At 72.7% G+C, this 13250-nt stretch carries 9 protein-coding genes; 2 read left to right on the top strand and 7 right to left on the bottom strand.

The window, feature by feature from the left end; all coding sequences use genetic code 11:
* Positions 1-32: 32 nt before the first annotated feature.
* The 6 genes from AB0E24_RS02985 to AB0E24_RS02960 all read right to left on the bottom strand — a co-directional run bounded on the left by AB0E24_RS02985 (position 33) and on the right by AB0E24_RS02960 (position 9068).
* Positions 33-2474 (bottom strand): SpoIIE family protein phosphatase, encoded by a 2442-nt coding sequence (locus AB0E24_RS02985; RefSeq protein WP_359374561.1) that lies wholly within the window; start codon positions 2472-2474, stop codon positions 33-35.
* A gap of 57 nt (positions 2475-2531) precedes the next feature.
* Entirely contained in the window at positions 2532-3251 is a 720-nt protein-coding gene (locus AB0E24_RS02980) for a class I SAM-dependent DNA methyltransferase (RefSeq protein WP_069864505.1), read from the bottom strand.
* Positions 3252-3385: 134 nt separating this feature from the next.
* Positions 3386-4087, bottom strand: coding sequence for a cytidylyl-2-hydroxypropylphosphonate hydrolase (gene fomD / locus AB0E24_RS02975; RefSeq protein WP_167503040.1), 702 nt, complete (start codon positions 4085-4087; stop codon positions 3386-3388).
* A 98-nt stretch (positions 4088-4185) separates the two neighbouring features.
* Entirely contained in the window at positions 4186-5604 is a 1419-nt protein-coding gene (locus tag AB0E24_RS02970; RefSeq protein WP_093701640.1) for a class II fumarate hydratase, read from the bottom strand.
* 78 nt (positions 5605-5682) lie between these two features.
* The gene (locus AB0E24_RS02965; protein WP_359374777.1) at positions 5683-7770 is read right to left on the bottom strand and encodes a bifunctional polysaccharide deacetylase/glycosyltransferase family 2 protein; all 2088 of its coding nucleotides are present in this window, start codon (positions 7768-7770) and stop codon (positions 5683-5685) included.
* A 359-nt stretch (positions 7771-8129) separates the two neighbouring features.
* Positions 8130-9068 (bottom strand): hypothetical protein, encoded by a 939-nt coding sequence (locus tag AB0E24_RS02960; protein ID WP_359374559.1) that lies wholly within the window; start codon positions 9066-9068, stop codon positions 8130-8132.
* Between the two features lie 183 nt (positions 9069-9251).
* Here AB0E24_RS02960 and AB0E24_RS02955 point away from each other — a divergent pair, with 183 nt between their 5' ends.
* Entirely contained in the window at positions 9252-10346 is a 1095-nt protein-coding gene (locus AB0E24_RS02955) for a chitinase (protein ID WP_359374558.1), read from the top strand.
* Positions 10347-10656: 310 nt separating this feature from the next.
* Here the strand turns inward: AB0E24_RS02955 and AB0E24_RS02950 are convergent, their stop codons facing one another.
* Entirely contained in the window at positions 10657-12360 is a 1704-nt protein-coding gene (locus AB0E24_RS02950; RefSeq protein ID WP_069864492.1) for a fumarate hydratase, read from the bottom strand.
* Positions 12361-12539: 179 nt separating this feature from the next.
* Between AB0E24_RS02950 and AB0E24_RS02945 the strand changes: the two genes are divergently transcribed.
* Entirely contained in the window at positions 12540-13220 is a 681-nt protein-coding gene (locus tag AB0E24_RS02945) for a DUF1707 SHOCT-like domain-containing protein (RefSeq protein WP_079153008.1), read from the top strand.
* Positions 13221-13250: the final 30 nt, after the last annotated feature.

The following is a 13250-nucleotide window of genomic DNA, read 5'->3' as shown; positions in this document are numbered from 1 at the left end:
GCGCGGGACCCGGCTCACCGGGGCGGGGCGGCTCAGGACGGCATCGCGAGCTCGAACCAGACGACCTTTCCCGTGGACAGCCGGGTCGCGCCCCAGCGCCGTGCCATCCGGTTCACCAGGTACAGCCCGCGGCCGCCCTCGTCGGACGGCCGGGCCTGGCGCAGCCGGGGCAGCTGGGGGACGTCGTCGCCGACCTCGCAGCGCAGGACGTCCGTACGCAGCAGCCGCAGCGTGATCGGCCGCTCGGCGTAGCGCACCGCATTGGTCACCACCTCGCTGACCAGCAGCTCCACCGCGTCCGTCAGATCGTCCAGATCCCAGCGGGCCAGCGCCCGGCGGGCGAGCCGGCGCGCCTGTCCGGCGGTCTGCGCCTTGGGGTCCAGGAACCAGTACGCCACATCGCTGGGCGCGATGCCCTCGAAGCGGGCCGCGAGCAGCGCCACGTCGTCGTCGCGGTCGCCGGGGCCGAGCATGTCCAGCACCTCGTCGCACAGCGGCTCCAGCGGCGGCGGGTTGGGGCCGGTGAGCCGGGCGGTGGCGGTCAGTCGCTCCCGCAGCTGCTCGATCCCGGTCCACACGTCGCGCATCCGCGACTCGACGAGACCGTCGGTGTAGAGCATGAGGGTGGCCCCGGCCGGGGCGTCCAGCTCGACCGCCTCGAAGTCCACACCGCCGACCCCGATCGGCGCGCCCGGCGGCACCCGCAGCACCTCGGCGCGGCCGCCCCGGTGCAGCAGAAGCGGTGGCGGATGGCCCGCGTTGGCCACCACGATGCGGTGCGCGACGGGGTCGTAGACCGCGTACAGACACGTGGCCATGCGGTCGGTGCCCAGCCGCTGGGCCTGCTCGTCGAGGTGGTGCAGCACCTCCTGCGGCGGCAGATCGAGCCCGGCGAGGGTCTGTGCGGTGGTGCGCAGCTGGCCCATGATCGCGGCGGAGGTCATCGAATGGCCCATCACATCGCCGACCACCAGCGCCACCCGGTTGCCCGGCAGCGGGATCGCGTCGTACCAGTCGCCGCCGACCCGCGCGGTCTCGGCCGCAGGCAGATAGCGGCTGGCCAGCCGGACGCCGGTGGGCTGCGGCAGCGAGTCGGGCAGCATGGTGCGCTGGAGCTCGTCCGCGATGTACACCTCGCGTCCGTACAGCACCGCCTTGTCGACGCCGAGCGCGGTGTGGGTGGCCAGCTGGGCGGCCACCAGCAGATCGTCCGGTTCGAACGGCGGCCGGTCCGGGCGGCGTACGAACACGGCCGCGCCGATCACCCGGCGGCGGCCGCGCAGCGGCGCCAGCACGGTGCGCTGACCGGTCGCCACCGAGGGCCCCTCGCCGAGCAGTTCCGGCAGCGCGGCACGGGCGGCCTGCGAGTCGCCGAACACCGGCCGCACCCCGCGCAGCACCTCGGCCAGCGGACCGCCCGCCTCCACCTCGCACAGCTCGGCGGCCGGGCCGCCGCCCACGGCGGGGGAGAGGTCCGGCTGGGAGGGCAGCAGCGGCAGCCGGCCGCTGTCGGTGTCCGGGTCCAGCGGGATCCGGTCGGTGCGGCGCAGCCGCAGCACCACCGGGCCGACCGGGCGCTCGTCGCCGACCGGCAGCGGATCGCGCAGATACACCAGGATCGCGTCGGCGAAGGTGGGCACGGTGGCCCGGCACAGGCCCAGCACGATCTCGTCCAGGTCGATGCCCCGCGCGATCCGCCGGGTGGCGGCCCCCACGAACCGCAGCCGGTCACCGCCCCGGTCCCGCGCGGTGGCGGCGTCGGCGGCGTCGGCGGCGGTGCCGCCCGCGGGCGGCACCGGGGGCACCCCGCCCGCCGGGCCGCTGTACGCGACCTCGCCCGCCGCGGCGGCCGCCGCATGGGCCTCGCCGGCCGGATGTTCACCCGCGCCGGTGCCCCGGCGCGCCGTTTTCCTGCCCCGTCCGTCGCTCTGGGCGGCCGGGGCCTGCTCGTCGGGGCCCGTGCCGCCGTTCCGCGCTCCGGGTCGGTGCGCCGCGCCTCTTGCGGCATTGCGATCCGCGTCCCACACAGGCTCGCCCTCCGGTGTGCCGTGCTCCGGCTGCGCCGGGTGCTCGCTCTCCGCCGTGTTCCGGCGCTCCCTGCCTCCGCCACCGCGCGCCGCGGCGGCGCTCCCCGGCCCGTCCGCGCCGTCCGCGCCGCGGCCACGGCGCGCGGACCCCGGCCCCGTTCCGGCGGCGCCGCGCTCGGGGGCGGGACCGCGCCCTCTGGCACGGGGCGTGGGCTCTCCCGCGGGGCCCGGGGGTCCCTCATGGGCCGCGGGGCCCGCGGGGCCTTCCGTGGGGAAGGCCGGACGCGGCCGGCCGTCGCCCGGCTCCTGGCCGGGAGCAGCCGTCTGCCGCACGGCGGTCCGCGGGTCCGGGACCGCGCCGTGCGCGTCGTCGGGCGCGGGCGCGCCCGGGGCGGCGGCAGAGGTGGCCGCCTGCCGCCTGTTGTGGGAGGTGGGGTGCTCCGTCACGCGTGGGTTTCCATCCGTCCGGGGCTGTGCGCCCGCCCGTCGTGGGCGCACCGAGTGTCAGGCACGTCGTCGGCAGTTCAGATAGAGCTGGATCTCAGGTGGTACGTCCGTGCTGGCCGGGGCGTACGCGTGCGAGTCCTCCCCGGTGATCTCGAAGCCCGCATCGCGGACGACCTGGCGCAGTTCGTCCCGCAGATAACCGGATACCCGGACCGAGTTGCCGAGGAACGGAATGGGGAAGTCGTCGATGTCCGACTCCACCATGCCCAGCCCCAGCAGCCCCTCGGGCCTGAGCGCCGTGTACAGGGTCCGCAGTGCGTACGGGATCTCCGGGCGGGGCAGCAGCAGCAGCGTGAAGAAGGCCGCGATGCCGTCGAAGGGACCGAGCGCCCGGGGGCCTCCCGGGCCGTAGCGGCCGCCCACCCGCAGATCGACGATGTCCACATGGTGGAAGGTGGCCTCCGGCACATTGTCCCGGGCCAGCTTGAGCATGCCCGGGGAGATGTCGATGCCGACCACCTCGTGCCCCGCGTCGAACAGCTGACGGGCCGTGGGCAGGCCCGTACCGCAGCCGACGTCGAGCACCCGGGAGCCGGGCGGAAGGGTTTCGGCCAGCCAGCGGCCGGCCTCGACCTGGCCCTCCTTGTGCGGAAAGGCGTCGTCGTAGCGGTCGCCGATGGTGTCGAAGGCGTCCGCCTGACCGCTGCGGTCCAGTGCGAGACGGTCGAAGTCCTCGTAGCCCTCGTAGCCGTCTCTGTACTCTTCCTCACCGCTCACGACTCCGCCCCCTCCTGTGAGATTACGTCAGATCTTGCGCATCGCCCGAGACTTGCGCCGCCGTCTGGTGTCCCGCATGGGCAGTGTTCCGGACGACGATCCTACGTTTGAAACACTGGGACACGACAAGAGGTTCATGACCTCGAGTGTGCCGAGGTGTGCTTCTTGTCCGTACGGCCCCAGTCCGCCGGAAGGGCGGGCACGGACCACGCCGGGTCGGGCCGCCAGTCCTCCCACCCGTCCCGGAACGGCGCTCCCCAGGACTCGATGGCCGCCGCGGCCGCCCGCCCCGCGGCCCGGACCCGCTCCGCCTGCTCGGGAGCCATCAGCCCGGCCCGCTGCGCCTGCGCGAACTCGTCCTCGTCCTTCCATTCCCAGCTCCGGTCGGCGTAGACCGCGATGTCCAGGAAGTGGTCCTCGGAGTCCACTCCGTGGCCCCAGCGGACCAGTGGCTCCTCCAGGTTCACGTACCAGTTGCGGAAGTGCCAGCCATGGTCCCAGAACAGCCACACCGACCACGGGTCGCCGGGCCGGGCCAGCTTCAGCACGCCCGTGCCGAACCACTGGGACAGCGCGGTGGTGCGCGGCTTGGTGTAACGGGTGGGCAGCGGCTCATGGTGCACCGAGGTGCCGTCGGTGAGCTGCGGTTTGACGCAGACGGTGCCGGGGGCGAGCCAGACGGCGAGCAGTTCGGCGGTGTCCTCGACGACGGTCACGGGACGGCAGATGTGGATGACGTCGGAGGCGTTGGCCCGATAGCGCCACAGGATATGGTCGCCCGGTGCCCACCGGGCGATGTCCGCCGTCCCCGTCGTCTCCACGATGTCCGCTGTCATGAGCAGATCTTAGGTGCGCGCGGGCCGCGATGCCGTGACCTATGACGCAACCGGGGGCCAACGTCCAGGGGCGGGTCCGTGAAACCGCGCCGGGCCCGCTAAGGATGTGTCATGCGCAGCACGTCGAGCGCCTCGTCCAGCTGTTCCAGGGTCAGCAGCCCGCGCTCCACATAGCCGGACTCCAGAACCACCTCGCGGATGGTCCTGCGCTCGGCCAGCGACCGCTTGGCCACCTTCGCCGCCTCCTCGTAGCCGATATAGCGGTTGAGCGGGGTGACGACGGACGGGGAGGACTCCGCGTACTCCCGGGCCCGCTCGGCGTTGGCGGTGATGCCGTCGATGGTGCGGTCCGCCAGCAGCCGGGAGACATTGGCCAGCAGCCGGATCGACTCCAGCACATTCTTGGCGATCACCGGGAGCATCACATTGAGCTCGAAGTTTCCGGCCGCCCCCGCCGTGGCGACGGTGGTGTCATTGCCGGTGACCTGCGCCGCGACCATCAGCGTGGCCTCGGGGAGCACCGGGTTGACCTTCCCCGGCATGATCGAGGAACCGGGCTGGAGATCGGGCAGCGCGATCTCGGCGAGCCCGGTGCGGGGGCCCGACGCCATCCAGCGCAGATCGTTGGCGATCTTGGTGAGGCCGACCGCGATCGTCCGCAGCTGCCCGGACGTCTCCACCAGCCCGTCCCGCGCGCCCTGCGCCTCGAAGTGGTCCCGGGCCTCGGTCAGCGGCAGCCCGGTGGTGCGGGTCAGCTCGGCGATGACGGCGGCGGCGAACCCGGGCGGGGTGTTGATCCCGGTGCCCACCGCCGTACCGCCCAGCGGCAGCTCGGCCAGCCGGGGGAGCGCGGCGCGCAGCCGCTCGATCCCGTACCGCACCTGGGCCGCGTAGCCGCCGAACTCCTGACCGAGGGTCACCGGAGTGGCGTCCATCAGATGGGTGCGCCCCGCCTTGACCACATCGGCGAACTCGCCCGCCTTGCGCTCCAGCGCCTCTGCCAGATGGGCCAGGGCCGGGATCAGATCGCCGGTGACGGCCGCGGTGGCCGCGATGTGGATGGAGGAGGGGAAGACGTCGTTGGAGGACTGGCTGGCGTTGACGTGGTCGTTGGGGTGCACCGGCCGGCCCAGGCGCTCGCTCGCCAGGGTGGCCAGCACCTCGTTGGTGTTCATATTGGACGAGGTGCCCGAGCCGGTCTGGAAGACGTCCACCGGGAAGTGGTCGTCCCAGCGGCCCGTGGCGACCTCGGCCGCCGCCTCCGCGATCGCCCCCGCGACGGCCTTGTCCACCACGCCCAGCTCGGCGTTGACCACGGCGGCCGCACCCTTGATCCGGGCCAGCGCCTCGATGTGCGCCCGCTCCAGGCGCTGCCCGCTGACGGGGAAGTTCTCCACCGCCCGCTGGGTCTGGGCGCGCCACTTGGCGTGTGCGGGCACCCGGACCTCGCCCATGGAGTCGTGCTCGATGCGGTAGCCCTCCCGGGGGCCGCTCTCGCGGTGGCTTTCGTCGGTCATGGGGACACCTCCGTCCAGCTCAGCGTCGTCACGCCACGCCGTGTTCCCGCGCCCGCTGAGCCGAACGGGTGAGCCCGGTCACCGTACGGCCTCCGGCGCCCGCGGGGTGTCCACCTCGCCGGTGCGCTTGAGCTTCTGCCACGGCAGCAGGGCGCCGGTCGCCGCGGTCACGAAGGAGTGCAGCAGCACCAGATACATCAGCTGCCGGTAGGCGATCTGCTGGAGCGGCAGTACGGCCAGCGCCCGGTAGCTCTCCCGGTCCAGCCGGAACGCGTACGCCGCGCCCAGCAGCTGCACCAGCAGCAGCGCGCCCCACGCCAGCAGCGAGCGCAGCGGGTCCAGGAAGATCACCCCGTAGAGGGTGAAGAGGTCGATCAGCGGTGCGCACAGCGGGGTGAGGATCTGGAAGAGCACCACCAGCGGCATCCCCACCCGGCCGAACCGGCCCGAAGGCCCCCGGTCGATCAGCGAGCGGCGGTGCTTCCACAGCGCCTGCATGGTGCCGTAGCTCCAGCGGTAGCGCTGCTTCCACAGCTGGCCCACGGAACCGGGCGCCTCGGTCCAGGCGCGCGCGTGCTCCTGGTAGACCACCCGCCAGCCGGCCCGGTGCAGGGCGATGGTGATGTCGGTGTCCTCGGCCAGGGTGTCCGCGCTCATGCCCCCGGCCTCCAGCAGCGCCCGGCGGCGGAAGGCGCCGATCGCGCCGGGGATGGTGGGCATGCAGCGCAGCAGGTCGTACATCCGCCGGTCGAGGTTGAAGCCCATCACATACTCGATGTGCTGCCAGGCGCCGATCAGCCTGCCCCGGTTGCCGACCTTGGCGTTGCCCGCGACCGCGCCCACCCGTGAATCGGCGAACGGCCGCACCAGCTCACGGATGGTGGTGGGCTCGAAGACGGTGTCGCCGTCCATCATCACGATCAGCTCGTGGCCGGCGTGGGCGATGCCCCGGTTGAGCGCGGCGGGCTTGCCCGCGTTCGCCTGGCGCAGCACCCGTACGTTGGGCAGCCCCATCGCCTCGGCGATATCGGCGGTGCCGTCGGTCGAGCCGTCGTCCACCACCAGGATCTCGATCGGATGGGTGGAGGCCGACAGCGACTTCAGGGTGTTGGCGATGCACTCCTTCTCGTTGTACGCGGGCACGATCACGGTCACCGGATCGGTGACCTCCTGCACCCGGCTCCAGCGCCGCCGCTCCCGGGAGCGCCGGTGCCACCAGGCGAGGACCACCATCAGCAGCAGCCGCCCGATCACCGAGAGGCCCACCAGGCCCAGCAGTCCCACCAGCACCGGCAGCGCGCTGTGGGTGAACGCGGCGGCCCAGATCAGCGCCCGGCCCTCCCAGATCGGCAGGGTGTGGGCCGGGTGGTTGGCGCCGCGGGCGCCGAGCGCGCCGGTGACGGTGGTGAAGGAGTAGCCCTTCTTCTGCATCCGCTCGATATAGAGCCCCAGGGCCTTCACGGTCCGCGCGCGGTTGCCGCCCGCGTCGTGGAAGAGCACGGACGCGCCCTTCCCGCGCTCGGGAGTGGCGTTCTGGACGATCTCCTTGACCGGGGGCCGCTGCCAGTCCTCGCTGTCGGTGTCCACGAACGCGCTGATGTAGCCCTTGGAGCCGATGTGCTGCTGCACCGGCCAGGTGCGGTCGTCCAGCGCGCGGACCTTGGAGGCGTACGGCGCGCGGAAGAGCGAGCTGGTGATGCCCGCCGCACCGGCCAGGGCCAGCTGGGACTGGGCCAGTTCGCGGTCCATGCGCCCCTTGTCCTGGTAGGACAGGTCGACATGGGAGAAGGTGTGCACCCCGACCTCATGGCCCGCGGCCCGCATCCGGCGGACCAGCTCGGGATGGCGGACCACCATCTGGCCCAGTACGAAGAAGGTCCCCCGCACCTTGTGGCGGCGCAGTACGTCGAGGATCTCCGGGGTCCAGCGTGGATCCGGGCCGTCGTCGAAGGTCAGCGCGATCGTCCTGGACGGGATGGCGTGCTCGGTGGCCTTTCCCTTCCGGTCGAAGGTGATCACCGGGCCGCCCTTGCGCAGCCGGTCAGGGACGGTGCGCGAGGCGTGTGAGCGGTACACCCGGGCGTCGTTGCCGACCTCGGCGTGCAGATAGCCGTCCAGCAGCAGGGTGCACACCAGCGCGAGCAGGGTCGCGAGGGCGAGCACCATCCGGGTGCGGGTGCGGAGCTTGCGCAGCTTGACGGTACGGAGCCGGACGGGGCGGAGCTTGGGGGCGGGGGGCTTGGGGGTGCCGAGCCCGGGGGCGGGGAGCTTGGTTGCGCGGAGTTCAGGGGTGCCGAGTTCGGGGGCGGGGAGCTCGGGGGTGCGGACTTCAGGGACGCGGCCCTCGCCCTTGGGCGGCCGGCCGCGGCGGAGCCAGGGCTTGCGGATGAGCCCGAGCATGCCCGTGAGCCTCGCGGCGCGGCGGCCGGGGCTGGTCAGCCGGAACACCGTGCGCGGCGCCCCGTCCTGACGGGGCGCGGGGGGCCGACGGCGTGGCCGCGGCAGCTTCGGCGGTCTGCCGCCGCTCATGACTCGCCGTCCGCCGGCTCGGGTGCCTCGGGGGCGCCCGCCCCACCGGCCGGGGTGCCGTCTTCGGCGGGCCCCTTGGGGGCCTTGGGGCCTTTGGGGCCTTTGGGGGGCGTGACCGTGTCGGCCCGCGGGGGCTTGTGGGACTGGGGCTTCTGGGGGGACTTGGCGTGGCCGGGCTTCGTGGTGCGGCTGGGGGCCTGCGGGTGGCCGGAGCCCTTGGCCGGTGGCTCGGCGGTGGCGGGGTGTTTCTTGGGCGGGGTGTGCGAGGCGTCCACGGGCCGCTTGGCGGGCGGGTGGGCGGCCGGATGCGAGGGCGTGTGACCGGACGTGCGGTGCCCTGTGGACCGGTGCGCCGCCGACCGGTGCCCCGCGGCGGACTCGCGGTGGCTGGGGCGGGGGTGCGCGGAGGAGTGCCGCTGCGCCGCGTGTCGGGCCTCGGCCTTGGGCCGGTCGGGCCGCGGCGGCGCGGGCCGCGGCCGGGTGGTGACGGGGGGCAGGGCGATGGGCTGCCGGGCGGCCAGGGGTTCGGGGTGCCCGGAGGAGTGCCGCTGGCGCCGGTGCTGACGGTGGGTCGGTGCGTCCTCGTCGTATCCGTACCCGTCGTACTCGCCGTACTCGTTGGTGTCCCGCCGCTCTCGCGACCCGGAGGGCCCCGAACGTCCCTCCGGGGTGTGCTTCGGCTGCCGGCCGAACGCCTCGGTGGTGACGGAACGACCGGGGATCAGAGTCTGCGGTGCGAAGGGCGTACCGCCCGCGTAGCCCAACCCGAGGACAGCCGAGTAGCCGAGGCAGGCGGCTCCCGCGACGACGCCCACATGTCGTACCAGCCGGCCACGGCGCCCGGAGAGGTCCACGAACACGGGCCCCTTCCGGGCCACGTCAGCGCGGAGGGGACGCGAAGGCGCGCGCTCGGCCACATCTGACTGAGGATCCATACGCATGAGGTTAATGCAGAAAATACGACATGCGACATATAAGTCAAACATGCGGTGTGTCATAGTTCGGTAGGTTTACCGAATATGCGAGGTTTGGTCGGAAGGACGGTGCGGGGGCGCGGGCCCCCGGCGCCTCGTACCGGACCGCAAGGAGGAGCCAGAGCCATGAGGGCCAGCCCCCGCATGAGCGCAATCGCCGTGGCCGGCGCGGTGGTCTGCGCCACCATCGCCGTATGGGCGGGACAGCACAAGCCGCCGCCCGAGCCGCACGCCGCGCCCTCACAGGCCGGGGCCTCACGGCCCCCCGCGGCCCGGCCACCCGCCGAGTTCACGCCGTACGTCAACGCCTGGTCGGACTCGGCGTACGACATGACCGCGGCGGCGGGGCGCGGAGTCGAGGAGTTCTCGCTGGGCTTCATCGTCGCGGGCGACGGCTGCGCCCCGGTGTGGGACGGCGGCACCTCCCTCGACGACCAGGCGCTGGACGTCCGGATCGAGGGCGCCCGCCGGGCGGGCGGCGACGTACGGATCTCCTTCGGCGGCGCCGAGGGCGCCGAACTCGCCACCGTCTGCACCGATGTCCCCGAACTCGCCTCCGCCTACGCCGAGGTGATCGAGCGATACCAGGCGCACCGGATCGACTTCGACCTGGAGGGCGAGGCGCTCGCCGACACCGAGGCGGCCGCCCGCCGCGCCCAGGCGCTCGCGCTGGTCCAGCGCACCCACGAGGGCCTGAACATCTCCTTCACCCTGCCCGCCATGCCCGACGGGCTGACCCCGCAGAGCGTCGCCCAGTTGGAGGCCGCCAAACAGGAGGGGGTCATCCTCTCGACCGTCAACATCATGGCGATGAACTACAGCGGCGACCACACCGGCGACATGGGCGACTACGCCGTCCAGGCGGCCACCGCCGCACAGGCCCGGATCCGCGAGGTGTTCGGCATGTCCGACGCCGCCGCCTGGAAGATCCTCGCCGTGACGCCGATGATCGGGGTCAACGACGTCACCGGCGAGGTCTTCACGCTGGAGGACGCGTCCGGGCTGGCGCGGTTCGCCGCGGAGAAGGGGATCGGACGGCTGTCGATGTGGTCCGCCGAACGCGACCAGCCGTGCACCCCGGAGATGACCCAGTCCGCCACCCCCACCGACCCCACTCCCTCCGCCGATCCCACGGCCGGTGCCGCGGCCCCCGAGTCGACCGAGAACGTCGTCCCGAACACCCGGTGCAGCGGCGTCACCCAGCGCCCCGGCGCCTTCGAGGCGGCGCTGAGGGGCTGAGGGGCTGAACGAACGCGCGGCCGACGGACTTGTCCTGTCGTCGGGCGGCGTGCTCGGGCCCGTCCGGGTGGCGTGTTCCGGCCCGTCCAGTGGCGTCCCGTCCGGGCGGTGCGTTGCGCCCCGGTGCTTTGCGCCCCGTCCGGTGGCGCCCTCCGCCCCGTCCGGCGTGTGCGGATGACCCCCGTCCAGCCCTGGACGGGGGTCCGGGGGCGGAGCCCCTGGCGGGGTCGAAGGGGCGGAGCCCCTGGGTACGGGACGGGTAGGGGCGGCGGGGGCGCATCCGTCCCGTCCCCCTCCCGCCCCGAAGGCGTTACGCGAGCCCCGGGCCCCGCACCGGAATGCTGGTGAACGTCGGCTGGGGCGCCGGGTCTTGGAAGAAGTCGTTCCCCTTGTCGTCCACCACGATGAACGCCGGGAAGTCCTCGACCTCGATCTTCCAGACCGCCTCCATGCCCAGCTCCTCGTACTCGAGGACCTCGACCTTCTTGATGCAGTCCTGGGCCAGCCGCGCCGCCGGGCCGCCGATCGAGCCCAGGTAGAAGCCGCCGTGCGCGGCGCAGGCGTCGGTGACCTGCGTCGAGCGGTTGCCCTTGGCCAGCATGACCTTCGAGCCCCCGGCGGCCTGGAACTGCTCGACGTACGCGTCCATCCGGCCCGCCGTCGTCGGCCCGAAGGAGCCGGAAGCGTAGCCCTCAGGGGTCTTGGCCGGGCCCGCGTAGTAGACCGGGTGGTTCTTCAGGTACTCCGGCATCTCCTCGCCCGCGTCCAGCCGCTCCTTGATCTTCGCGTGGGCGATGTCCCGGGCGACCACCAGCGTGCCGGTCAGCGAGAGCCGGGTCTTGACCGGGTGCTTGGTCAGCTCGGCCAGCACCTCGTCCATCGGCCGGTCGAGGTCGACGGCGACCGCGTCCAGATCCGGGCCCGCGCCCTTGACCAGCTCCTCGTCGGTCGTCTCCGGCAGGAAGCGGGCCGGGTCGGTCTCCAGCTGCTCCAGGAAGACGCCCTCCGGCGTGATCTTGGCCAGCGCCTGGCGGTCGGCGGAGCACGAGACCGCGATCGCGACCGGGCAGGAGGCGCCGTGCCGCGGCAGCCGGACGACCCGGACGTCATGGCAGAAGTACTTGCCGCCGAACTGCGCGCCGATCCCGATCTTCTGCGTCAGCTCGAAGACCTTCTCCTCCAACTCCTTGTCACGGAAGCCGTGGCCGGTCGGGGAGCCCTCGGTGGGCAACTCGTCGAGGTAGTGCGCGGAGGCGTACTTCGCGGTCTTCAGCGCGTACTCGGCGCTGGTGCCGCCGACGACGATCGCCAGGTGATACGGCGGGCAGGCGGCCGTGCCCAGCGAGCGGATCTTCTGCTCCAGGAACTTCATCATCGATGCCTCGTTCAGCACCGCCTTCGTCTCCTGGTAGAGGAAGGACTTGTTCGCCGAGCCGCCGCCCTTGGCCATGAAGAGGAACTTGTAGGCGCCGCCGTCGGTCGCGTACAGCTCGATCTGCGCGGGCAGGTTGGAGCCGGTGTTCTTCTCCTCCCACATGGTCAGCGGGGCCATCTGGGAGTAGCGCAGATTCAGCTTGGTGTACGCGTCGTAGACGCCGCGCGAGAGGGCCTCCTCGTCGCCCCCTCGCGTCAGCACGTTCTGCCCGCGCTTGCCCATGACGATCGCGGTGCCGGTGTCCTGGCACATCGGGAGCACCCCGGCCGCCGCGATGTTGGCGTTCTTCAGCAGGTCCAGCGCCACGAAGCGGTCGTTGGCGCTGGCCTCCGGGTCGTCGAGGATGCGGCGCAGCTGGGCGAGGTGGGCGGGGCGCAGATAGTGCGAGATGTCGTGCATGGCCTCGGCCGCCAGCGTGCGCAGCGCCTCCGGCTCGACCTTCAGGAAGGTGCGCCCATCGGCCTCGAAGGTGCTCACGCCCTCGGAGGTCACCAGACGGTAGGCGGTCTGGTCTTCTCCCAGGGGGAGCAGATCCGAATAGGCGAACCCAGGGGGGGCAGGGCGGGGGCTGGGGGGCATCGCGGCCGTTCCTCACTCGACAGGGCTTCGGCTGACTTCATCGACAGCGCGTCCATAAGCGTAGAACGGGGCCGCCGGACGGGACCTGTGAGGTAAGGCTCAGTAGGACTCAGTAGTAGGGGAAGGATCAGGGATCCGTCCCCTAGTCGCGATCTATCGCGACTGGGTACGCTGAGCCCGTGGATGAGCAGCAGCCTGTGCCCCTGACCAAATCCGCCCCCGCACAGTCGGCCCCGGCGGCTCCGGCGCCCGTCGCGGAGGCGGAGCTCCGCGCGTCCGACGCGGACCGCGACCGGATCGCGGACATCCTCCGGGAGGCCCTCGCCGAGGGGCGGCTCCAGCCAGAGGAGCACGCCGAGCGGATCGACGCGGTCTATCGCGCCAAGACCATCGGCGAGCTGGAGCCGCTGGTGCGCGATCTGCCCGCCGCCCCCGTCCACGGCGCCGCCTCGGCGCCGGGGCGCGACGCGGGGGAGGGGTGGTCGCGCTCCCTGCCCGAGGGGGAGAACCTGGTGGCGATCTTCGGCGGCTCGACGCGCAAGGGCCGCTGGCGGGTCCGGCGCCGTACGAACGCCCTGGCGATCTTCGGCGGCGTGGAAATCGACCTCACCGAGGCGGTCTTCGAGCAGCGGGAGATCGTCATCCATGTCGTGGCCGCGTTCGGCGGGGTGGAGATCAAGGTTCCGGAGAACGTCTCGCTGCGCGGTTCGGGCGCGGGCATCCTCGGCGGCTTCGACGTGCGGACGTACGAGGCGCAGGACCCGGAGGCGCCGGTCATCCATGTCACCGGGTTCGCGATATTCGGCGGTGTGGAGGCCAAGCCCAAGCGGGGTAAGCGGCTGAAGAACCTGCGAACATAAGCCCTGAAGAAGGGGTGTGCAGGGGGAAGT

This window comes from Streptomyces malaysiensis subsp. malaysiensis, assembly GCF_040653035.1.
GTDB lineage: Bacteria > Actinomycetota > Actinomycetes > Streptomycetales > Streptomycetaceae > Streptomyces > Streptomyces malaysiensis.
The sequence above is the reverse complement of the archived record's forward strand: the minus strand, read 5'-3'. Positions and strand labels throughout refer to the sequence as shown.

What these genes read in the sequence shown, in the direction of transcription:
- fomD (WP_167503040.1), bottom strand. Translation starts at nt 4,087, where the DNA reads ATGACAGCGGACATCGTGGAGACGACGGGGACGGCGGACATCGCCCGG.
- AB0E24_RS02970 (WP_093701640.1), bottom strand. Translation starts at nt 5,604, where the DNA reads ATGACCGACGAAAGCCACCGCGAGAGCGGCCCCCGGGAGGGCTACCGC.
- AB0E24_RS02965 (WP_359374777.1), bottom strand. Translation starts at nt 7,770, where the DNA reads ATGGTGCTCGCCCTCGCGACCCTGCTCGCGCTGGTGTGCACCCTGCTG.
- AB0E24_RS02960 (WP_359374559.1), bottom strand. Translation starts at nt 9,068, where the DNA reads ATGGATCCTCAGTCAGATGTGGCCGAGCGCGCGCCTTCGCGTCCCCTC.
- AB0E24_RS02955 (WP_359374558.1), top strand. Translation starts at nt 9,252, where the DNA reads ATGAGCGCAATCGCCGTGGCCGGCGCGGTGGTCTGCGCCACCATCGCC.
- AB0E24_RS02950 (WP_069864492.1), bottom strand. Translation starts at nt 12,360, where the DNA reads ATGCCCCCCAGCCCCCGCCCTGCCCCCCCTGGGTTCGCCTATTCGGAT.